This window comes from Nitrospirillum karajorum (assembly GCF_036348415.1).
Taxonomy (GTDB): domain Bacteria; phylum Pseudomonadota; class Alphaproteobacteria; order Azospirillales; family Azospirillaceae; genus Nitrospirillum; species Nitrospirillum amazonense_B.
On the sequence record NZ_JAZBQB010000002.1, the window covers coordinates 745,688 to 768,353 of the forward strand.

Consider the following 22,666-nt stretch of genomic DNA (forward strand, 5'->3'; position numbering starts at 1 on the left):
TCCAATCGATTTCATGGGGCTTCCAATGATCAAAGGGTCTCGCGCCTTCGCGGTGTTGCTGGCCGGCACCGCGATGTCCGCACACGCGGCGTACGCTCAAGCGGAGACGCCATCCGCCATTAAAATGCCGGCCGACGCGGCGGCGGTCGCCGACACCCTGGACGAGATCATCGTCACCGGCACGCCAGGTCGGCAGCGTAAATTCGACGCGCCCTATTCTGTGTCGACCGTTGATCGGGCCCAGATTGATGAACAAGCGCCCCACAGCGTCGCGGCCTTGCTGCAGGCGACCCCCGGCATAACGGTGGAGGCGTCCGGCGGTGAAGGCGGCGGGGAAAACATCGTCATCCGCGGATTGCCATGGAGCGGATGGCGCTTGATCGACCTCAACAAGGACGGCATGCCCCTGTTCGAGAGCAACACCGAACGCTATCTCAACATCGATGAACTTTACCGCGTCGACCTGGACACCCAGCGTGCGGAGATCGTACGTGGCGGCACGGCGCCGATCTATTCGAACAATGCGTCGGGGGGCGTCGTCAACTTCATCACCGGCCATGGCACCCCCTCGCCGGAAGGTGCCATGCGGATCGAAACCGGTACCGGAAACCGTGTTCGTGGCGATGCCAGTGTTTCCGGGCCCATCACCGATCGGTTGATGGCGACCGTCAGTGGCTTTTACCGCCGTGATGACGGCTTGCGCGCCACCGGCTACCACAACGCCGACCTGGGCGGACAAATCAAGATCGGCGGGACATATAAGCTCGACCAGGGGAAGGTCTGGGCGGACGTGACGTATCTGAACGACCGCTCGGTCTTCTACACCGCGGTCCCGCTGACCAACCCGCTAACCGGCGGGTCGCTGGAATCACTGATCGACCCCCGGGACGGCACCCTGTCCTCGAACAGCTTCCGCACCGTGACCCTGCGGACGCTGGACGCCAATGGCGCGCCCATCAGCGTCCAGCGCGATCTGCGGGACGGCATCCACCCCAAAATCACCACCACGACGGCCGGCGGCGAGTACGACCTGGGGGGCGGGTTTACGGTGTATGACACTTACCGCCACATGGAGGGGACGACGGTCTTCAACGGCCTCTTCAACGGCGCCCCGGCGGGAGCGTCCGCTTACCTCGCCAGCCGCCTGGGCGCGGCACAAAGCGCCTTCGGCACCGGCGCCACATCCTTGCGCTACGTCGTCGCGGGGACGAATACCGTCTATGATCCGGCGACCACCGCCAACCTCGTGATGGCCAACACCTGGGGCAGCGCCACGACAAAACTCCGCTACGACGCCAACGACCTGCACGTCACCAAGGCGCTGGACACGCCCATCGGTCTTCACACGCTGACTGCGGGGTTCTATTTCAGCGACTATCGCTACGAGCAGCAGCAGTTGCTCAACGCCATCCTCACCAACGTGAAGACGCAACCCATAGCGCTCGACATCCAGGCCTTGAACGCCAGCGGGCAAGTCCTCGGCAACGTCACTGAAAACGGCTTCATCAACTACGGCAGCGGCAGCCAAAGCGGGGCGCTCGACGGCCGCGCAACCGCCTACTACTTCGCCGATACTTGGCAAGTGACGTCCGACTGGTCGATCGACGCCGGCGTTCGCGCCGTCTCACGCGATCAGGATGGCGAGCAGGGCATCCTTGGCACCGCCGTGGCGAACGCCAGCGGCCCCATCCCGGCGCGGTCCGTGTTGGGCGTGGTTCGCAACGTCGCGCGATCGGAGGATCTGAACGGCACAAGCTGGACCGTGGGAAGCGGCTACGTGTTTTCACCGGCAGAGAACATCTTCGCACGGTACACACGGACGTTCAGCTATCCGCGTTTCGACACCATCCTGGGCGGGGCGGTGCTGCCGGGCAACGGCCAGCCATTGCCGGTCGCAACCGTGCATCAGGCCGAAGCCGGGTTCAAATACGCGACGCCCTCCTTCCATGTCACCGCCACCGGCTTCTGGTCCAAGTTCAACCGTCTGAACGGGGGCACGCAGGTGGCCGATGCGAATGGCCTGATCACCAACTCGAACATCATCTTCGACACGCGCACCTATGGCATCGAACTGGAAACCATGGTGGCGCCCATCACGGGGGTGGAAATCCTGGTGACCGGCATGGTGCAGAACCCGACCATCATCACGGTCGACACCTTGACCGGCCTCAACGCGCAAAGCTCACGCGGCGGTGATATCCCGCGGACCCCCCGCTTCCAGTTCACCGTTCAGCCATCCTACCATTTCCAGGCCGCCGGCCTTGAAACGCGCGTCTTCGCCGACATCTTCACGATCGGGCGCCGATACCAGGATTTCTCCAACCTCAGCCGCCTGCCCGGCTACACCAGCGTCGATTTGGGCGCGTCGGTCACGACCGCGAACGGCGTCGAGGTGCGCGGCGTCATCAACAACATCTTCAACGTCATCGGGTTGACGGAAGGCAATGCGCGCGCGGCGGCGCTGGCCGCAGGTCCCGTGGCCGATGCGACGGTGGGGCGGTCCATCTTCGGTCGGAACTTCACCTTGTCCCTGACCAAGCGGTGGTGAGACCCATGGCACGCTGGACGTTGATGGGGGCCGCGCTGATGTTGACCATCGGCGCGGCCTGGGCGGCCGCCCCGGGCGACTGGGCGGCCCAGCGGGAAAGGATGATCCATCCGCCCAAGGGCGACGTGATCGTCATAGCGCATCGGGCCTGTCATGATGAGGCGCCGGAAAATTCCGTCGCCGCCGTTCGTCGCTGCATCGCCTTGGGCGCCGACGGCGTCGAACTCGACGTGCGTCACACCAATGATGGCGTGGCGGTCATACTCCATGACCATACCGTCGACCGCACGACCGATGGCCACGGCGCCATAGCGGACTTGACCTATGCCGAGGTTTCGCGGCTGCGCCTGCGTGCCGGGGCGGGTGGCCCGGCCGCGCCGCTGACCGCGGAACATGTACCGACCCTGGACGACTATATGACGGCCGCCAAGGACCGGTTGTGGCTGGTCATGGACGTGAAGGACGGTACCATCCCGCAGACCTTCGCCGCGATGGAACGGCAGGGAATGGCGGGTCAGGGCATCTTCTTCTATGAATGCGCCTCAGGCGCGCTGCGCGCCTCCGTGACGCCGTTCTGGTCGAAAGCGATCATCTTCCCCATCATCTTCCAGGAAGATGGGTCGCTGACCGACGCGCTCGCCCACTGCCCCTCCCCCACTGGCCACATGGCGCACGTGAAATGGCAGACATCCGGCTATCTCGAACAGGCCGCGCCCGTGCTGAAGGATGGCAGCGTGCGGCTCTGGGTCGCGACGATGTTCAGCAGCGATACCGACCAACTTGACGACGGGAAAGCCGTGATGGACCCGGCGTCGGTGTGGGGTAAGCAGATCGATGCCGGCGCCAACATGATCATGACCAACGCCCCGCGCGAATTGATCCAGTATCTGCGGGATCGAAAAAAATAGGCCCTCTGGGATGGGGCACGTGAATGGCTTCCGGCACACCTATCGCGTAAGGTTCCTCGCGCCCGCACAAGGCGCCCGACCCGGAAACCAAGCGACGCCATGATGCACGACGCGCGCTCCATCCCGGCCTTGCGCCGCCAGACACATGGCAAGGCTCCCTTGATCTCCATGGGGGCCGTCGCTCCTGTTCCAGACGATGACGCCCTCGCCAAAACGCTCGTCTCCGCCCCGGTGTCGCCAGGCTGGGTCCTGTTCCTTTACTATGCGGTCCAGTTCGGGAAGACGATGCTGTGGGTCGCGGCGGATCTCATCGCTTTCTACGTGCTCGCGACTGTTCAGCACCTGCCGCCACAGGATATCGCGCTGGTGCTGATGGGTGGCCTGGGCTGGCACGCGCTGAGCGACCTGGCCGTCGGCCTGTGGCTGCAGCGCCCAAGGACGATTGCCCGCGATGTCGCCGCCATCGCCGGCCTCGCGGTGCCAATCGCCTGCGCAGCGTTCGTCACCGCCCTGATGGTGGCGGCGGCCAAGCCCTGGGCAGCCCTGGGCGCCATGATGGTGAGCCGCAGCGCCTATGCGCTGTTCGACGTGCCGCACCACGCGCTGGTCGGCCGGATGGCGCGGCGCGGATGGCCGGCGGTGCGCATTGTCGGCCTTCGCAACTTATGGGGGCAGTTGGCATCGCTGGCGCTTGGCCTCTGCCTGGTTCCGGCGCTGGGACCGGCGATGACAAGACCTGGATTGTTGATTGTCCTGGTGGTGATCGCCTTGGTGGCGGGGATGTCGTCACTGCCGATTTTCATCCTCGTCCGCCGCCTATGGGACATGCCGGAGGCGGCTGCGGCATCCGGCCTGGACACCACCAACGGCCGGTCAGGCGGGGGGCTTACCGCCGTTCTGGCGCTCCATCTGTGCGCCACGCTGCTGGTTGCCACCACCAGCAAGATCGCGCTGGCCGCCATCACGCCGGGAATGGCGTTGGCTGCGCTTTCGGCGGGGCGGATCGTCGCGTCGATCCCGCTGCCCACCCCCTGGCGGGAGCGGAACGTTGGGACAAAGCTGTGCGGGGCCGCCCTGTTCCTGATCGCTTCGGTCATCGCGTTGATCTCGTTACCGGGACCGATCACCGCGTTTGGCTTCGGCTGGACGAGTGGCTGGATCAATATCCTGACCTGGGCATGGCTGGGCCGCGCGACCAACCACCCGCGTGCATTCGGACTTGCCGTCATGCTGAGCAAAATCGGCCTGCTGGCCTCGATATTCGCCGCCTGCAGGCTATCGCCCTAATGATCTCTGCCTGTCTCCCCGCGCTGGCCGCCACAAGGCCGCTCGCCTTCGCGTGCGGAACGGCGGGGGGTGGATTTCGTGAGCCCCGATGCGATCTATTCCCCTTGGAATGCCGGGCACCTGTCGTGATCGGGTATGGGCCTCAGCCACTCCAGGACCAGCCAAGGCGACACGGGGTCATCCTCCGGTGCCGCACGTGGCACTTTACCGCGGAACAAGGCGACCGTCCGGAAGCGGTGCCCGGTCGCCGGGTCATCGGCGATGATACGGAACATGGAACCGACGGTTAATCCACCGTCGGAACCGAAGCTGAAGATACCCCGCTGTTGCAGGGCGCCACGCCCCAGGAACGATCCCTGAGCGTGGACATAGACGGTGCCCCAAACCTGCAAACAGGCCCGCACCCCATCATCCAGCCCGGCAATGGAGTCCAGGTCCTCCAGCGACCAAAGCGCCGTCCGGCCATTCATTCTCAAGTTCTTGCCGTTGGAGCCCGGGGGGTCCATCCCCCGCCATGTCGCGATGAGGTCGGCCGACGCGATCGCTTGGCGTTCCGAAAACCCCAGGTCGTGTATCGCCTCCGCCAGGGCCTTCCGGGACAGTCCGTTCAGATCGATGCGTCCCGTTTCCGGCAGGATCGCCATATCGACCTTTCGGTCATCAACGGAAACCGGGGGAGATTGAGGCTCGCTGGGCACCTTGCCCGACTCAGCCAATCCATCCAGCACCTGCCACGTCGCCAAGGCCGCGCGCTCCTCGACGGCCAGCGCGACCGAGGCGGAACGGGCCAGCTTACGCGCGGCCAAGCCATTCCCCACGACGGTCACCGCGACCGCCGTGGCGATGGCCAGGAGAAACAGGGTCAACAGCAGGGCATACCCACGCTGCCCAGCCCGCGCCCCGTCCAGGTCAGGGGGTTGGCGCATGCGATCCCGCCAACGCTTCCAATTGGTTCATGCGGGCTTTCAGCGCGTCGGTCACTTCGCGCGCTTGGATCACATTGCGCACGATCACCGGCCGCAGGAAAACCAGCAGCTCCGTCCGGCCATGGCTGTTCTTATCGCTGCCGAACAGTTTCCCCACCACCGGGATATCGCTGAGATAGGGGATGCCGCTGCCCGACTTGCTGGACGTGTCACTGATCAGGCCGCCGAGGGCCACGGTCTCCCCGTCCTGGACATTGACGATGCTGCTGATCTTGCGCTGCTGGATGGTGGGACTGTCAATGCCGGAGGTCGTGGTGGTGGCCACGCTGCTGACCTCCTGGTTGACGTCCAGCACGACGGCGCCGCTGTGGTTGATGCGCGGCGTCACCTCCAGGATCACGCCCGTGCTTTGATACTGGATGGAATTCACCACGGCGCTGTTGCTGGTCAGCGTGCTGGTCGCCTGCTGCACCACCACCGGCACCTCGTCACCCACCTGCAGGCGCGCCGTTTCATTGTTCAGCACCAGCAACCGGGGCGCCGACAGCACCTGCACATCCGTGACGCTGGACAGGGCGTTCAGCACCACCTGGGTGCTGGGCGTCAGGAACGTGTAGTTGAAGCTGGGATAGCTGGGGCTGAGCTTGGCGGCCGTGCCATAGCCGGCGGTGCTGCTGCCCCGGTCCAGAAACCACTGGACACCGAAATTGAGATCGTTGTTCAGGGTGACTTCGGCGATGGTCGCCTCGATCAGCACCTGTTCGCGCGCCACGTCCAGGCGGGTCAGGGCCTGTTCCAGCATCGTATATTGCGCCGCGTTGGCATAGATCAGCAGGGCGTTGCGCCGCTCATCCGCAACCACCCTGACCCCCTTCAATTCCGGAATCTCCTCCCCATCCTCAATGGCGTCACTCGGCGACGGCGACGCCAAGGGGCTGGCCGGCGCGTTACTCAACGCGCCGTTGGCGCCGACGCCCCCGGAGAGGCCCCGCTGGAAGGACCCGTTTTGCGTCAGGGCGGAAGTCCCGCCCAAGCCCGTCCCGCCGGCCGCACCGATTGACGCGTTTATCATCGAACCCCGTGAAACCAGGCGGGCGCTGTCGCCACGACCATCGCTTGACGCCCCTCCCCGCCCCATGAAGCGGTTCAGTGACATCGACAATTCGGAAGCGGCACCGTTCTGCACCTCATAGTAATGAACCATTCGCCCCCCTTCCGAGGGGGCGCGATCCAAGCGCTCGACCCAACCGCCGATGGTTTTCAGAAATTCCGGTCGTTTGGCGGCGACCAACAGGGCGTTCAGGCGCGGCAGGGGCACAAACTCCACCATGCCCTCAAGCGGCGCCGTGTTCAGCTGCAGTACCTGCCGCAATTCCTCCTCCAGCTTGGCGGGCTCGACCGACTGCAAGGTGAACAGCGAGAAAGACAAACCCGCCAACCAGTCAACGTCGAAACTGGCAACCAGCTGAGTGAAGGAATTGATTTCCCGCCCGGTGCCATTGACGATGAAGATGTTGCGGTTGGCATCGACCATTTGGATCAGGCCAGGTCGGGTCAGGGGGCGGACGATCTTGTCGATATCCGCCGTGGAGATGAAACGCACCGGCACGATGGCGGTGCTGAACCCCGCAGCCCGCTCAGCGTTGGACAGCCGCTGGAATGGCGCCTCGGCGGCCGCCTCGGAAACCGGCACGACTTGGTAAAATCCATTGCCGGAGACGATGGCGAACCCCTGGGCGCGCAGGGCCGCATCGATCGCCGCCAGCGCCTGCGCCCGCGGCAAGGGCCGCGTGGTGCGGATGGTGACCTGGCCCTGAACCTTGGGGTCTATCGTATAGTTGAGGTTCAGCATGCCTCCCAGAACCGCATCCAGAACCGCACGAACGTCCGCATTGACGAAATTTACATCGATGGGTTCGCCTGCGTCGTCGTCAGGACCACGCACAGTCCCGCCAGCCCGAACGAACTGTCCGCTGCCGGTGATGGTCTGGGGCGCTTGCCGCGGCGCGGCCGCCTTGGGCGTGAACAAGGACGCATCCGGTCCAGTGCTCGGCATGGCGGGCGCCGACGGCAAGGGCACGCCGCCGCCGGTCCTGTCAGGCGCCCCGGAGCAAGCGGCCAATGCCAAGGTGGCAAGCATGGATAAGGTGGTGAAGGGACGGGTCATGACGGCGATGCTTTACCTGGGGGGTGGCGACGGGGGGATGGGGGGCGGGGTGGCAAGAGGGTAGTCCTGCACTTGGTCCTCGTGCCGCAGCCGCAAGCGGGTCTTGGTGATGGAGTCGACCTGCCATTCCCCCAGCGTATCGCCGGTCCGAAGACGGAACGGCTTCTGGAGGCGTTTGTCAGTCCCCGTGGCGATGCCGCTGCTGGCGCCGGCGATGATGCCAACGACCAGCAGGTCCGGCGCCTGAACCTGCGTGGGCGGGGGAAGAGATGGCTTGGGCGGCGGCGGTCGACGGCTTTGCGAGAACAGGGGCCGGCGAAGGGCCTCGCCCCCATCGGCCGCAGGCCGGGCCGCAGACGGCATGGGAAGCGTCACCGTCGGCAGTGGCGGTGGAAGGGCCAGCGCTGGCGCCTCGGCAATGGAAAGGGCACCGGCCAGCGCAATGGCGGCACCAGCCATCGCGCTGACCACCACCGGCACCAGGACGAGGCGGTCAAGGGTGGGTAGGGTCGGCATAGGCGTCGATTTCCAACTCCAATGTCAGCATCACCGGACCATCGGACGGTTGTGCGGCGGCTGGGTGCAGGCGCAGGGTTTGAATCAGCCACCGGGGTCGGGCAGCCTCCACCTCGGTCAAGGTGTTCTGGATGGCCGCGTCAGTTCCATTCAGGGCGACATGGCAGGTCAACCGCTGGCGGCCATTCGCGATCGTCTCGGTGACGACGTCGATGCTTTGGATTGCGCCCCCGGCTTCCCGGATGGCCGTGCCGATCCTCTGGCGCAACGCATCGGCATCCAGCCCCTTCTGAAAAAGCGCCGCTTCATCCGCCACCCGCTCCATCACGGGGACCCGGCCGGCCAGCTCGGCCCGCCCTGCCGCAATCGAGCGCGCCATAGCCAACTGGGCGGAGCGGGCCTGCCGGCGCTCCATCGCCTCGCCAACCCGCTCCGCCAAAGGGGGCGCCAAAACGTACAGGGCGCCCGCCGCCATGCCGAACAGCAGCGCCAACACGAAGCCGGGACGCAGGTGGGTCGGCGCCATCATGGGCCTTCCCCGTCCCCCTTTCCGGGGGATGTCGATGCGGGGCCGCCGCCCGCCGCGATGGACAATGCCAGCCTGAAAGTCCCGCGCCCGGGTTCGGGGGCGGCGACGTAGCGCACATCGGTGAAGAAAGGGGCGGCTTGGAAACGTTTCAGGATCGCGTCCGGATCGGCGGCCTGGATCTGCAGATCCAGGCCATTCGGCCCCAGAATGAGGTCCTTGAGCAAGGCGTCATCTGGAAGCGCATACGCCACCTCATCCAACAGCTGACGCCGTGACGGTTGCGTCAGCGCGGCACCGCTGCGCCGCAGCACATCGGTTAGAACGACAAGACGATCCCGCGCCGAACGCGCGGCTTTGACATCGTCCGACAAGGCTTTGAGCTTTCGCTCCATATGCGCGGTCTGCTGATCCAGGGTCCAGGCCACCAGCAGCGGCGGTACGGGCAAAACCAACGCCATCACGGCGAGCACCCCGGCCATACGACTGAGCCGCCGACGCAGGCGCCGGCCGTCCAGACGCAGGAACTGGGGTTGTGGGCCGCTCCCCTCGGCGGTCACCGCCACAGCCCGCTCATTGACTTGCAACGCGGCCGCCAGCACGCTTCGCCGCACCATGGAAACCCGGGCGATGGACTGCCCCCCCTGGCGAAGCGTGACCAAATCCCACGCCAGCAGTTCCGGCTTCAGGGGCATGTAGCGATGGGCCAGCATCGCCGCCTGACGCCAAGGATCCACGCCGAAACCGGGCGGCAAGGGCAGGTCAACCGTATAGACATCCCGCGGGTCCAGCACCAGGACCACCGGGCCGGGCGGGGCCGAAGCCGGACCAGGGCCAGCCGGCCCCGAGGCGCCCGGTCCCAGATGCAGGCGCGACATCGACACTCCCATGCGCCGCGCCAGCGGCGGGGGCAAGGTCGCGGCAAGGGCTTCAGCCACGCCGTCCACGATAGCGGCGACCATGGCCAGCGGACGGCGGTATTTCATGCCCCACCGCGCCGACAAGCGTTGGCGACCGTGTCGAATTCGCAGAAGATGCCGCCGCCCAGCATGGGCCCCTGGATCATGGGTGGCCACCAGCCCGTTCCAGGCATTTGCACGTCCAGCCGAACGAGGTCAGGCAATTTGTCGACCCGGGTCCAATGATCCGACCAGCGGTTCCGCGGCCGGTCGAAATAGGACCATGCGATCTGGACAGCGTCCTCGACCAACGTGCCTTCCATGGCGGGGGGCGCATCCGGCCGCAAGCCAGCCACCCGTAGACGCAGACGGCGATGGCCAGGTGTTCCATCGACTGTGATGGTGGTCCGGTATAGGCCCCCCCCGCCCAGCCCGGGCGGCAATGTGGTCAGCAGATCCAGGCAATCGGCGTTGACCACGAGGGGGGCGATTTCTTCCCCCACCTTGCCCAAGGTGACGGTGGGCAGGGCGTTGCGCACGGCGACGCGCGTGAAATCATGCACACGTTCCATTGCCGCAGCCCCTTTCTGTAACGATCCGCTGCGCGCCGACATGCGGTTCAACAGCGGAAGAAGTTCCACGCCGGCCAGGGCAAGCAGGCCAAGCAAGGCAAGCACGACCAAGGCCTCCACCAACGTCACGCCTCGCTGGCCGGCCACCCCCGGGATGACGCCACTCAAGGCGCGCGCTCCGGCGGAACGCGCGCCACCGACGTGGCCAGCGTTTGGCCGGTGGGGCTGGACACCTCCGCCGCGTAGGTTGGACTGGTGCCGTAGGTACGGCGGCCCTTCAGGCGGAAAGGCAAGCCGCTGATCACGGGATCGGATGTGGCCATGAGATCCGCTTGGGTATAGGGCATGGCGCTGCCGACCACCGCCATGGACTGGGCCAGGCTCAGCGCCGAGGCTTCCGTCCAGGCCTGGCGGGCCGCCCAGACACCCGACCACGTGTTATGAGCCAGCATGGCCGTGACCAAGCCAAAGACGGTCAAGGCCACCAGCATTTCCAGCAGGGTGAAGCCCCGGCTTCCATTCATGGCTGACCCTCCGTATGCACGGTGCCCAAGGGCCAATCGACGAGAACGACCTTCTCCCGTTCAGCATACCGCAGCGACAGCCGCCCGCCCTTGGACCATCCTCCCGGCAAGAAGTGAATGGCGTCCGGAAAAGCGGGGTCCGCCCCCGCGATGCGTACCTCCACGGTCGCGATACGACGCAAGCGGATGCTCCCGGGGGAGAAAGCGCCGGCCTCGGCCAGATCCCTTATTGAGAAGGTGACTTCGCGGCGGGAGACGAGAGCGTCGGATTGGCGATTGCGCAACTCCTCTTCCAAGGCGGAGGCCGCCGCGTCCAGGCGCAGGGCGGGCAACCGTCGTTGCACGCCAAGCGAAAGCGCGCTTCCGATCAGGCCGATGACCGCCAGGACCACCAACATCTCCACCAATGTGAAGCCGGCGTCGCGCATGCCTACCAGTTCGTGACGTCGCGGGCATCGCCCTCGCCGCCTTCCTTGTTGTCGCTACCCCAGGAATACAAATCGTAGGTCCCATGCTGTCCCGGTACCTTGTAGCGGTAGGGATTGCCCCAAGGGTCGATCAGGGCCTGGCGCTTGCGCAAGTACGGTCCACGCCAGTTGGCGTCGCCGGCAGGGGCCGTCACCAGCGCCTCCAACCCTTCGTCGCTGGTGGGGTAACGGCCCATGTCGACGTAACAGGATGCGGAAAAACCCTTCCGTCTGAGTTCCTGTCGTGATTCGCTTCCTCATGACGCTGAGGAGGATGGGATGCGTGGCGGAGACATTCGGACGGAAGGCTTGTTTTCGTACGTGAGTTGCGAAGCGCGTGTTCCGCCAAGGCATCCGCTTCGGGCGATCCGGGCGATCTGTGACGAGGCGCTGGAGGTTTTGTCGCCGGACTTTGAGGCGATGTACGCGAAGGTGGGTCGTCCTTCGATCCCGCCGGAGAAACTGCTGCGGGCGCTGCTGCTCCAGGCCTTCTATTCGGTCCGGTCGGAGCGACAACTGATGGAGCAGATGGACTACAATCTGCTGTTCCGCTGGTTTGTCGGGTTGGCGATGGACGCCCCGGTGTGGGACGTGACGGTGTTCACCAAGAACCGTGAGCGGCTTCTTGGAGGCGACGTCGCGGCGAAGTTCCTGGGGGCGGTGGTGGCCCAGGCGCGAGGCCGGAACTTGCTGTCGGACGACCACTTCTCGGTGGATGGCACGCTGATCGAGGCCTGGGCGTCGATCAAGAGCTTCCGGCCCAAGGATGGCGGTGGCGACCCGCCGGGCCCCGGTCGCAACGGGGAGCGCGACTTCCACGGGGAGAAGCGCTCCAACCAGACCCACGCGTCCACCACCGACCCTGAAGCCAAACTGTACCGCAAGAGCAATGGCCAGCCATCGCGCCTAGCCTACATGGGGCATGTGCTGATGGAGAACCGCAACGGCCTGGTGGTTGGTGCGACGCTGACCCAAGCGACCGGCACCGCCGAACGCGAGGCGGCGTTGGCATTGGTCGACGGGCTGAAGCCGACGCGGCGGATCACCTTGGGCGCCGACAAGGCCTTTGATGCGCGTGAGTTCGTCCGGGAACTCCGTGCCCGCAAGGTGACGCCGCATATCGCCCGGAATGATCACCTGACCAAGACCGGGGCGCGGCGCACGTCCGCCATTGATGGACGCACCACCCGCCACCCCGGCTATGGCGTGTCCTTGCGTATCCGCAAGCGTATTGAGGAGGTCTTCGGCTGGATCAAGACCACCGGCACCTTGCGCAAGACGCGCCACAAGGGAACCGATCGCGTCGGCTGGGCCTTCATGTTGACCGCCGCCGCCTACAACCTCGTCAGACTGCCCAAGCTGATGGTGGCGGCCTGACCATGCCCGGATTCCGCCTGCAAACGGCGGAAGCCGGGGAAGATGGCCGCAAAAGCGGCCCGTAGCCCCTCGATCAAGCCTTCAATCGGCTTGGCTCATGGGGAAAGGGGCCTTAACGCTCCATTCTTCCGCACCCTGTTAGAGCCCGGCCCATAAATCAGAAGCGCCATCCAGAACGGTATCTAGGCACCACTCTTGAGGTGCTTTTTAGTATCGATTTTGGCCTCGAAAGCACCCTGCTGGAGCTGGGGGATGATTTATGGGCCAGGCTCTTAGGCGAGAGCTACTTGCAGAATGACATTTATGATATGTGGGTACATACCAAAATGACTTGCGACCTTAAACAATATTCCTATCAGCCGAAAACCAACAGTAGCGGCCAGCCCATAAAACATAAAGGAGCCAATTCTAAACCAGAATTCTTTTACGGCAATGACAACCATCCTGAAGGGATGTGTCCCAGCACGATTAAACTGGACACGGCGGCAGAAATTCTACGCGATGGAATTCCCTATTCACCACAAGGCTGGTCAAAGTCACATCCCAAATGGGTGTTTAACATTTATGAAGGCGCGGTATACAAAGCCGTCGAAACTGTCCCTGGGGCATCGTACCATGGCTTCCCCTGTCCAGGGCCCAGAACACATCCCCGGAAGCCCGATATGCCCAAGCTCATAAAAGACAAGCTTTTTGAGCGGGCTCGGGAACGTGACTGTTTAGCTGATATCGAAGCTTGGTTCGGGAAATATCCATAATGGATACGATAACCTTCGACCTGCGCATCGAGTGGTGCAACCCTACCCCCGAGGGAAACGCCTTCGAAGCAACGGAAGGGCTTGCCAGCCTAAGGATTGGCGATAAAGACATATGGACCAACGTTCACTGGCATTGGGTTGATCTACTGGCGTTTTTCGCCGAGAACTGGCTGTTCCTGAAAATGGAACAAACCTATCCAATTGGCCTAAAACCGAAGATGCCCCATCTATTGAGGCATGAAGCGGAGGAACGCTGGAATTTGGAGAAACGAAGCAAAATCATTAGTGACAAACGAATAGAAGCTGAGGAAGAAGATGTCTTCGGCTTTGAGTATCGACATGATCTCGCCTGCGCACTGGAAGGCAAATGGGTCCCATCGGTTTTCATGCTCCGTGAGGGAAACCATATGCTAATTTCCTGTGATCAATTTCTGAAGCGAGAGAAATATTCATTGGCAATGTCGCTGTTAAACCGTATTGGCCAAGAAATTGCTGAGCGCCTACGAAAGATTGACGATGATATCGCACGCCTTCGGTTGATGGAATGGGAGCAAAGAGAAAAGCGCCCTTTCTCGCTGGAACTGGCTAGCTTAGTAACTGGAGTACCGGTAACTTTTCTTAATGAAATCTCGAGCAACATAGGAGAATACATTAGCCTAAACGATAATTACTCGGAGATTCAGGATACGGTGTTTATGGCTGCTGCGCGAATGGCATATGGCGCCTCATTGTCATCTCGTAGCGCAACCACAATCCTGTCAATTGTCGCAAAAACCTCAAAATGTGGATCATTAGAACTTCGCTCCCTATCGCAAGAAGCTCAAAATAGACTAACTATTCTATCCAGAAACTTATCCCCCGCTGATGAAGGCCGTTTGTTGGGCGAATGGGCACGTGAGCAAATTCTGCGGCATCACAAAGAAACAAAACTTCCTGAACTGGAGAATCTGTTCGCTCAATGGAAGGTACCGATTGAGAAAGTTGGGTTATCCCACGGCGAGGTAGATGCAATGCTCTGCTGGGGAGATAGACATGGCCCTGTTATTATCATGAATTCGCTGAGCATTCGTAATCAGAGGTCAAGCGGTTACAGAGCAGCCCTCGCTCATGAGCTATGCCATCTACTTCTGGACCTGGAAAAATCCCTACCATTCGCTGAAGTTATTTCTGGCGACAGCGATGAATGGACAGAAAAACGAGCAAGAGCATTTGCCGCCGAATTCCTTTTCCCGCGCCAGATTTGTGAAAGATTTCCTAAGTACGCATCTATTTCGCAGTTCATTGGAGAAATGACCCTGGAATTCGATGTCAGCCCTGAAATCGTCGCTTGGCAACTTTATAGATCAGCAATCGGAAAAACGCTTTCATCCACACAAAAAAGCGAACTTAAAAGGTTCGTTTCCAATCCTGATGGCCTTGAATGACGCTTTAGGATTGAATTTCAAAAAAAATCCGCATGTCATCAAGTAAATCTACTGCGCTATGAGGAAATACAAACTTCGCCTCTCCTTCTGACCCGGCACCAGAAATTTAGGATTACGGCACTACATTTCCACCCCCAAACCTTGTCCCCCAGACAATCCCGCCCTTGCCCTGCCCGCCCGCCGCTCGTATCGAACCAGGAGCCCCTTGCCTGCGGAGAGCGCCCATGGCCGAGATCGACACCCGCCCCATGACCGTCAGCCCCATCACCCTGACGGGGGCCGTGGTGCGGTTGGAGCCGTTGAGCCAGGATCATCTGCCGGGGCTGATAGCCGTGGGGCTGGACCCGGTGCTGTGGCGCTGGGTGCCGACGCAGGTGACGACGCCCGATGAGATGCGGGCCTATGTCCACACGGCGCTGGAGGAGCGGGACCGGCATGTCAGCCTGCCCTTCGCCATCGTGCACAGGGCCTCAGCCCAAGTCATCGGCAGCACGCGCTATGGCAACATCGACCGCGCCAACCGGCGGGTGGAGATCGGGTGGACGTGGGTGGCGCGGTCGCACCAGCGCACCGGCGCCAACACCGATGCCAAGCGCCTGCTGCTGACCCACGCCTTCGAGGTCTTGGGCGCCCACCGGGTGGAGTTGAAGACCGACGCGCTGAACCAGCAGTCCCGCGCTGCCATCGCCCGCATCGGCGCCACGCAGGAAGGCATCTTCCGGTCCCACGTCGTGGTGCCGGCCCGCGTGGGGCCGGAGGGCGAGGCCATCCCCGCCCGGCTGCGCGACAGCGTCTATTTCTCCGTCATCGCCGCCGAGTGGCCGGCGGTGAAGGAACGGCTGGCGCACCTGGCCCGGCCCTGAGCCTTCCCCCTAGAGCGGAACGCGATCAGGTGGAGTCACCTGATCGTGTGAATCCGCTCTATCATGAACAGGTTAAGAGCAAGATGCGATCACGACTGATCGCATCTTGCTCTAGGCGGCCCTACCCGGCGCCAACACCCCACCAACACCGCCGCGCGCCCTTGACAGGGAAGGCCGCCGGGACACCGCGCGTCACCGTCCCCCGTCGCAATAGTCAGGCGCCGCCTGTTCGCGGCCTGTATAACTCGCGATCGTCCAGGGCGGCGCGCGCGATAGAGAAATGCATGGTAAATATTTGGCGGACTTGCGCGTATTAAGCGAGATGCGAATACAGCATTTCCCTTCCCTACGCGAGTATACCATTAACCAATGATGAACAGCGCGAATTAATAGGCCGCGCGGCCTTTGCCGGCCAAGACAACCGCCCGGCGCCCGGCCAATACCAAACGCTGGAAACAACAGCCGGCCAGGGACTTAGCGGGCCGGCCCCCGAAATTACTCATGCACGCGACCGTGAGATTGTGATAAATTCTGATGCCGTCGCCGAAACTTTTTCATATTTCGGCGCGGTGTTCCCATAAAGTAAATAATCCACGGTCTTGGCAGACGGATAATGACAGGGTAAGCGAACCCGGTAGCAGCGACGCAGCGTGACGTACCCTTACCCCCTTGGCTTATCCTGGCGCCACCGGTGCCGCGGAACGACGACCCGACGATGACCGACCTGCTCTCGCTCATTCTCATCCTGACCATGCTGAACGGGGTCGCGTCCGCCCTGATCTGGAACGCCTATCGCCATCTGGCGGGGGTGCGCACCATCGCGTCCAGCTTCATGATGGGCGGGTGCGCGGCGGTGCTGGGGCTGTTCTATCATCCGGGGCCCGGCTTCCTGAACGGCATGACCGGCTATGTCCCCAACACGCTGGTGTTCACGTCGCTGGGCCTGTGCCTGAACGGCGTCATGATCTTCCTGGGGGAACGGCCGCGCAAATGGCTGTTGGGGTTCTGCCTCGGCTTCCCCCTGCTGTACTGGCCGCTGTCCCTGTACCTGTGGCCGGACTCGGGCGCCCCCCGGTCCGCCATCAACGCCTTCACCACCCTGATCGCCTTCGCCTCGGTGATGCCGGCGCTGTGGCGCGCGCGGGGGGATTGCGCCTGGCTGCGCTGGACGCTGCTGCCCGTGCTGGTCCTGCATGTGGTGATCCAGGGGGGCTGGTCCATCCACCGCCTGGATCAATGGCTGTCGGGCACCGCCGACCCCATCATGTTCTATCCCTGGACCGTGGTGGAGACCGCCGTCGCCCACCATCTGTGGTTCGTCTGCTTCCTGATCATGCTGGGCGCACGGCTGCAGAGCAACGTGACGCAGCGCAACCGGGAACTGGCGCACGAGGTCGACACCCGCCGCCACCTGGAGCAGCAATTGGCGGCGACGCTGGCGGCGGAGCGCCAGATTCATGCCGAGCACCGGCAGTTGCTGGACGTGGTGGTGCATGAGATCCGCACCCCCCTGGCCGGCATCGACCGCGCGGCGGAGATGCTGCAGGTGCTGCCGGGCAGCGTGCCGGAACCGGCGCGCCGGCGGCTGGGCGCCATCCGCGACGGCGTGCGCCGCGTGACCGGCCTGGTGGAACGCATCATGGCCAGCGAGCGCGAGGGCCACATGGCGGCCCAGCCGCAGCCCGTGGACCTGATGGACACCATGCGGACCGTGGTCCAGGGCCTGAGCCACCTGAACGCCGGGCGGGTGACGGTGGTGGCGCCGGACAGCCCCATCCTGTTCATGGCCGACCCCGGCATGCTGATCGCCGTGCTGCGCAACCTGATCGAAAACGCCCTGAAATATTCACCGGAGGGGGCGCCCGTGACGGTGGCGGCCAGCGAGGACACGGCCACCGTGGTCATCCGCGTCACCGACCAGGGCATCGGCATTCCGGAAATGGAGCGCCAGTCCATCGGCCGCCGCTTCTACCGGGCGTCCAACGCCAACAACCACCCCGGCAATGGCCTGGGGTTGTTCATCGTCCGCCGCTTCCTGACGGAGATGGGCGGAACCTTGAGCCACAGCGGCGGCCCCAACGGCGTCGGCACCGTGGCGACGGTCGTGCTGCCCCTGCGGCCGGCCCAATGGGAAGACCCGGATTACGGGCGGGAGAAGCATCATGCATAGCGTTCTGGTCATCGAGGATGATGAGGGCCCGCGCACCGACCTGGTCGATTACCTGGCGCTGAAGGATTTCCAGGTCACGGGCGCCGGCACCACCGCTGCGGCCTGGGCCGTGCTGGACCAGGCCGAACGGGACGGCGCCCTGCCCGCGGTCATCGTGCTGGACCTGAGCCTGCCGGACGGCCACGGCTTCGACTTCGCGCGGGAGGTGCGGCGGCGCCACGGGCTGGCCTGCGGCATCATCATGCTGACCGGATTCAGCAGCGTGGACGATAAGGTGGAGGGGCTGGCCAGCGGCGCGGACATCTATCTGGTCAAGCATGCCAGCCTGCGCGAGATCGAGGCCAACATTCGCAGCCTGCTGCGCCGCGTCGATGAGTCCGCCCCCGGCGGCGCGCCCGCCGCCGCTCCCCCGTCCCCGCCGCCCGCCCCCGACTGGCACCTGGACACCACGACCTGGCGCCTGACCAGCCCGCAGGGTGCCACGACTCTGCTGACCGCGACGGAATACGCCTGCGTGGCCAAGCTGATGGGCAACCGCGGCGCGGTGACGTCCCGCGCCGACCTGATCGCCGCCCTGGACCGGCCGTCCATGCGCTATAACGACCGCAACCTGGACGGGCTGATCAGCCGCCTGCGGCGCAAGGTCGTGCAATCCCTGGGGGAGGAGTTGCCGGTCAGCGTCATCTACGGCGTCGGCTACACCTTCCGGCCGGCCACGGGCGCCGCCGCGGGGGCCCCCACGGGCACTGCCACTGGGGACGTAACGGCGTCGCCCTGACAGGTGTGCGCAAGTCCATCGCACCCCCATCCACAACCAAGGTGATGCTTGCGCTGACGCGCCGTCGCGCCTAAGGGTGTCGGGGTGTGAGCACATGCAGCATGACAGCCATGCGCCGCCATTGCGGCGGTCGCGCGGCCCCCGGCAATTTACGCGATTGACCGGAGCGTTATTCCCCTTGTTTACTGCTGTTACAGTGTTGTTAATAAAATAACACACCGAAATAACGTGCAATTCGGCATGCCAAAAAGAGCCCACAGGGGCCGCGCCGGAGAAAATGGGGGAGTTGCGAAGGATGAAGGCTTCGTTGGTCCGCGCCGTCATCGGGCGCATCATGACCGGCGGCATCATGATCGGTGGCGCGCTGCCGGGGGGCATGGCCCTGGCCGAGGGGCAGGAGGGCGGCGCCGGCGGCATTCCCGAGATCATCGTCACCGCCCAGCGCCGCGAGCAGTCGGTGCAGGACGTGGGCCTGTCCGTGTCCGTGCTGTCGGCGGCGGACCTGGCCGCCCACCATGTCACCTCGGTCAACGACCTGCAGAATGTGACACCGGGTCTGGAGGTCACCAACGCCTTCGGCGGCGGCCAGCCGCAATTCCGCATCCGGGGCGTGGGCTTCAACGACTATGCCTCCAACAACACCCCCACCGTGGGCGTCTATGTCGATGAGGTCGCTTATCCCCTGCCCATCATGACCCAGGGCCTGGTCTATGACGTGGACCGGGTGGAGGTGCTGCGCGGGCCGCAGGGCGTGCTGTACGGCCGCAACACCACGGGCGGCGCCATCAACATCCTGACCGCCAACCCCACGGACACGGCCAGTGCCGGCATCACCGGCGACTATGGCAGCTACGGCGCCGCCAAGGTCGAGGCCTATGTCTCCGGCCCCGTCAGCGACACGGTGAAGGTGCGCCTGTCGGCCATGACACAGCAGGGCGGCGCCTGGCAGACCAACCGCGTGACGGGCCAGGACCTGGGCAATGCCAACCGCACCGCCGCGCGGGCCAAGATCGCCTGGGCGGCCACGCCGGACACGGATGCGACGCTGAACCTGCATTACGGCCGCGACCTGTCGGATGGCAGCGGCGGCTATCTCTTCAACCCCGTCGTCCAGCCCGGTGTGGGCACGCTGCCGGCCGACACCGACCCGTCGAAGACGGGGTGGAGCCTGTCGCCCGCCTTCGCCAAGCTCATCGGCGCCGACCCCACCGCCAAGCCCTTCCGCAACAACACCAGCGGCGGCGCCGACCTGACGGTGACGCATCGCTTCGAGGATGTGACGCTGACCAGCATCACGGCGTGGGAGGCGTTGAACCGCAAGGAGTTCAACGATTGGGACGCCACCGCCTACCGCGACGCGGATGAGTATTTCAACAGCCGCGCCCAGGACGTGTCGCAGGAGCTGCGACTTGCCTCCAGCGGGCCGGGCCGGCTGCAATGGGTGGGCGGCCTCTATTACTCGCATGAGACGCTGCGCGAAGCCTTCCTGTCCGACTTCACGGACGTCTATGGTTTCATCGCCAACACCCGCTATGCCCAGACGGCGGAATCCATCAGCGGCTTCGGCCAGGCCGACTATGCCGTCACCGACCGGCTGAAGCTGGTCCTGGGCCTGCGGGAGGAGCATGAGGACCGCACCTTGCGGACCTTCAGCACCAGCACCATCCCGGACACCAGCCTCGGCGTGTCGGCGGACAAGGTGCCGACCGGCTTCACCCAGACCACGGGCAAGGCGGGGGTGGAATTCAAGCTGGACGACGCGGCGCTGCTCTATGCCAATGTCAGCCGGGGGGTGAAGTCCGGCGGCTTCACCGCCTATAACACCCTGGCGCTCAGCGGCCTGACCCCGTTCCGGCCCGAGGTGCTGTGGGCCTATGAGGCGGGCGTGAAGTCCGACCTGGCCGACCACACCGTGCGTCTGAACGCGTCGGCCTATTACTACGACTATCATAACCAGCAGGTGCAGTCGGTCATCATCGACCCCACCTTCGGCGCCATCGGCAAGATCGTGAACGCCCCCCGGTCGGAGATTTACGGCGCCGAGCTGGAGGTGCAATGGGCCCCCGCCCATACCGGCCTGCGCGTCACCCAGGCGCTGGGCCTGTCGCATGGCGAGTTCACGGAATTCAACGCGGTGAACACGGCGGCCTCGCTGGCCACCTGCTATCCCTGCCGCGCCATCTACACCGACCAGGCGGGCGGGGATTTGGGCTTCCCCCGCATCACCTACAACGGCGGCGCCAGCTATGACTGGACCCTGTCGGGCTATACAGTGAAGGCCGAGGCGGATTACAGCTATCGCAGCAGCGAACGCTCGCTGCTGGGCAGCCGGTACAACGTCGCGGGCTATTGGCTGGTGAACGCCGCCGTCACCCTGGCGCCGGAGCGGGGGCCGTGGACGGCCACCGTTTACGGCCAGAACATCCTGGACCGCCGCTATGACCTGCTGCGCAACTTCTTCACCAACGCCGACATCGCCATTCCCGGCCGCCCGGCAACCTGGGGCGTCCGCCTGAGCTACCAATACTGAACCGCCCCCCCAGCCGGGACCGAGACCGCCATGGACGAAGATTTCCTGGGCAACCCCATCACGACGGACGGCGCGCACAGCGCTGGCCTGATCGACGATTTCGTCGGCGGCCTGCTGTCCTATGAGACGCGGGCCGTGAACCTTCTGGCCGTGGCGGACGAGGCGGTGGATCTGCCCCTGGTGCAGACCTATGCCGGCATGCTGTGGATGTTCCTGGAATCCACCGAGGGCCCCGGCCGCGCCACCCCCTATGTCGGCCGCGCCCTGGCCGCCGCCCGCCATGGCACGCGGCGGGAGCGGCTGAACGCCGCCATGCTGGAGGCCTGGTGGCGGGACGACATCCCCGGCGCCCTGGCGCTGGGCGACCAGATCGCGGAGGAGTTTCCCCGCGACCTGGCGGCGGTGAAGGTCCACCAATACCTGAACTTCAACCGCGGCCAGTCGCCGGACATGGTGCGCATCGGGTTGAAGGTCCTGCCCCGCGCCGGCGACGTCGCCTATCTGCATGGCATGCTGGCCTTCGGCTATGAGCAATGCCACCTGCTGGATGAGGCGGAGGCGGCGGCCCGCCGGGCCATCACCCTGAAGCGCAAGGAGCCCTGGGCCCACCACGCCCTGGCCCATGTCATGCTGACGCGGGGTGAGATCGACCAGGGGGCGGCCTTCCTGCGCGGCGTTCACGACAGCTGGACCGACCTCAACTCCTTCATGTCCACGCACCTGTGGTGGCACTACGCCCTGTTCCTGCTGAGCCAGGGGCGGGAAGCGGAGGCGCTGGCCACCTATGACGCCCGGGTGTGGGGCGTCGACAAGGGCTATTCCCAGGACCAGGCGGGGGCGGTGCAACTGCTGAGCCGGCTGGAGCTGGCCGGCGTGGAGGTGGGCGACCGCTGGATCGACCTGGCCGATCACCTGGCGGCCCGCGCCACCGACACGGCCCAGCCCTTCCTGGCGCTGTTGTACCTGATGGGCCTGGCGCGGGCCGGGCGGGCGCAGGCCGACACCCTGCTGGCCGCCATCCGCGTCCAAGCCGACACAGCGCCGGACCACAGCCGCGAAACCTGGACGGACGTCGCCATTCCCGCCGCCGAAGGGCTGATGGCCTATTACCGGGGCGATGGGCGCACGGCGGTGCGCCGCTTGGGTCCCGTGCTGCCCCGCCTGGTGGAGATCGGCGGCAGCCACGCCCAGCGCGACCTGTTCGAGCAGGTGGTGCTGGACGCCTATCTCAAGGACCGCCGCTGGACGCCGGCGCAACAGATGCTGGAACTGCGCCGGGGCCATGACCCCGACGGCGTGCCCGTGAACCGCGCCCTGGCCCAGGTCTACGACGCGCTGGGCCTGCCCAGCCTGGCGCAGCAGGCGGCGGCACGGGCGCGCGGAACGGCCGAGGCGCACCGCCATGACACCCCTCTGTTTTCCGTGTAAT

20 protein-coding genes are annotated in these 22,666 nt (G+C 64.6%); 11 read left to right on the forward strand and 9 right to left on the reverse strand.

What is annotated here, in order from left to right; all coding sequences use genetic code 11:
- Positions 1-52: 52 nt before the first annotated feature.
- From UCD39_RS10900 to UCD39_RS10910, 3 genes are all read left to right on the forward strand, one after another.
- Entirely contained in the window at positions 53-2,548 is a 2,496-nt protein-coding gene (locus UCD39_RS10900) for a TonB-dependent receptor (protein ID WP_330496050.1), read from the forward strand.
- A 5-nt stretch (positions 2,549-2,553) separates the two neighbouring features.
- Entirely contained in the window at positions 2,554-3,456 is a 903-nt protein-coding gene (locus UCD39_RS10905; protein ID WP_330496051.1) for a glycerophosphodiester phosphodiesterase family protein, read from the forward strand.
- A 99-nt stretch (positions 3,457-3,555) separates the two neighbouring features.
- On the forward strand, positions 3,556-4,743 hold the full coding sequence (locus tag UCD39_RS10910) for an MFS transporter (protein ID WP_330496052.1): 1,188 nt from the start codon (positions 3,556-3,558) through the stop codon (positions 4,741-4,743).
- A gap of 95 nt (positions 4,744-4,838) precedes the next feature.
- Here the strand turns inward: UCD39_RS10910 and UCD39_RS10915 are convergent, their stop codons facing one another.
- Genes UCD39_RS10915 through UCD39_RS10955 form a run of 9 tightly spaced genes read right to left on the reverse strand, consistent with a single transcriptional unit; the run spans position 4,839 to position 11,537 of the window.
- Complete coding sequence (locus tag UCD39_RS10915) at positions 4,839-5,669, reverse strand: hypothetical protein (protein ID WP_330496053.1); 831 nt, start codon at positions 5,667-5,669, stop codon at positions 4,839-4,841.
- Complete coding sequence (gene gspD / locus UCD39_RS10920; protein WP_330496054.1) at positions 5,653-7,836, reverse strand: type II secretion system secretin GspD; 2,184 nt, start codon at positions 7,834-7,836, stop codon at positions 5,653-5,655. Before gspD ends, UCD39_RS10915 begins: the two co-directional genes overlap by 17 nt.
- Before the next feature lie 12 nt (positions 7,837-7,848).
- Positions 7,849-8,352 (reverse strand): hypothetical protein, encoded by a 504-nt coding sequence (locus tag UCD39_RS10925; RefSeq protein ID WP_330496055.1) that lies wholly within the window; start codon positions 8,350-8,352, stop codon positions 7,849-7,851.
- Positions 8,330-8,881: a GspMb/PilO family protein gene (locus UCD39_RS10930; protein WP_330496056.1), complete on the reverse strand. Its 552-nt coding sequence runs from the start codon at positions 8,879-8,881 to the stop codon at positions 8,330-8,332. Before UCD39_RS10930 ends, UCD39_RS10925 begins: the two co-directional genes overlap by 23 nt.
- Positions 8,878-9,864 (reverse strand): PilN family protein, encoded by a 987-nt coding sequence (locus tag UCD39_RS10935; RefSeq protein ID WP_330496057.1) that lies wholly within the window; start codon positions 9,862-9,864, stop codon positions 8,878-8,880. Before UCD39_RS10935 ends, UCD39_RS10930 begins: the two co-directional genes overlap by 4 nt.
- Positions 9,861-10,517: a prepilin-type N-terminal cleavage/methylation domain-containing protein gene (locus tag UCD39_RS10940; protein WP_330496058.1), complete on the reverse strand. Its 657-nt coding sequence runs from the start codon at positions 10,515-10,517 to the stop codon at positions 9,861-9,863. The genes UCD39_RS10935 and UCD39_RS10940 overlap by 4 nt, the downstream gene beginning before the upstream one ends.
- On the reverse strand, positions 10,514-10,873 hold the full coding sequence (locus tag UCD39_RS10945) for a type II secretion system protein (RefSeq protein ID WP_330496059.1): 360 nt from the start codon (positions 10,871-10,873) through the stop codon (positions 10,514-10,516). The genes UCD39_RS10940 and UCD39_RS10945 overlap by 4 nt, the downstream gene beginning before the upstream one ends.
- Positions 10,870-11,301: a prepilin-type N-terminal cleavage/methylation domain-containing protein gene (locus tag UCD39_RS10950; RefSeq protein WP_330496060.1), complete on the reverse strand. Its 432-nt coding sequence runs from the start codon at positions 11,299-11,301 to the stop codon at positions 10,870-10,872. The genes UCD39_RS10945 and UCD39_RS10950 overlap by 4 nt, the downstream gene beginning before the upstream one ends.
- A gap of 2 nt (positions 11,302-11,303) precedes the next feature.
- Positions 11,304-11,537: a type II secretion system protein GspG gene (locus tag UCD39_RS10955; RefSeq protein WP_330496061.1), complete on the reverse strand. Its 234-nt coding sequence runs from the start codon at positions 11,535-11,537 to the stop codon at positions 11,304-11,306.
- Between the two features lie 82 nt (positions 11,538-11,619).
- On the opposite strand from UCD39_RS10955, the gene UCD39_RS10960 reads away from it, so the two are divergent.
- The 8 genes from UCD39_RS10960 to UCD39_RS10995 all read left to right on the forward strand — a co-directional run bounded on the left by UCD39_RS10960 (position 11,620) and on the right by UCD39_RS10995 (position 22,665).
- Complete coding sequence (locus tag UCD39_RS10960) at positions 11,620-12,717, forward strand: IS5 family transposase (RefSeq protein ID WP_330495033.1); 1,098 nt, start codon at positions 11,620-11,622, stop codon at positions 12,715-12,717.
- Positions 12,718-12,917: 200 nt separating this feature from the next.
- Positions 12,918-13,472 (forward strand): hypothetical protein, encoded by a 555-nt coding sequence (locus UCD39_RS10965; protein WP_330496062.1) that lies wholly within the window; start codon positions 12,918-12,920, stop codon positions 13,470-13,472.
- Positions 13,472-14,896: an ImmA/IrrE family metallo-endopeptidase gene (locus tag UCD39_RS10970; RefSeq protein WP_330496063.1), complete on the forward strand. Its 1,425-nt coding sequence runs from the start codon at positions 13,472-13,474 to the stop codon at positions 14,894-14,896. The genes UCD39_RS10965 and UCD39_RS10970 overlap by 1 nt, the downstream gene beginning before the upstream one ends.
- A gap of 224 nt (positions 14,897-15,120) precedes the next feature.
- The gene (locus UCD39_RS10975; RefSeq protein WP_330496064.1) at positions 15,121-15,759 is read left to right on the forward strand and encodes a GNAT family N-acetyltransferase; all 639 of its coding nucleotides are present in this window, start codon (positions 15,121-15,123) and stop codon (positions 15,757-15,759) included.
- 715 nt (positions 15,760-16,474) lie between these two features.
- The gene (locus UCD39_RS10980) at positions 16,475-17,929 is read left to right on the forward strand and encodes a sensor histidine kinase (protein WP_330496065.1); all 1,455 of its coding nucleotides are present in this window, start codon (positions 16,475-16,477) and stop codon (positions 17,927-17,929) included.
- Positions 17,922-18,707, forward strand: coding sequence for a response regulator transcription factor (locus UCD39_RS10985; protein ID WP_330496066.1), 786 nt, complete (start codon positions 17,922-17,924; stop codon positions 18,705-18,707). The genes UCD39_RS10980 and UCD39_RS10985 overlap by 8 nt, the downstream gene beginning before the upstream one ends.
- Before the next feature lie 295 nt (positions 18,708-19,002).
- Complete coding sequence (locus tag UCD39_RS10990) at positions 19,003-21,237, forward strand: TonB-dependent receptor (protein WP_330496067.1); 2,235 nt, start codon at positions 19,003-19,005, stop codon at positions 21,235-21,237.
- A 30-nt stretch (positions 21,238-21,267) separates the two neighbouring features.
- Positions 21,268-22,665: a tetratricopeptide repeat protein gene (locus UCD39_RS10995; RefSeq protein ID WP_330496068.1), complete on the forward strand. Its 1,398-nt coding sequence runs from the start codon at positions 21,268-21,270 to the stop codon at positions 22,663-22,665.
- Position 22,666 lies beyond the last annotated feature (1 nt).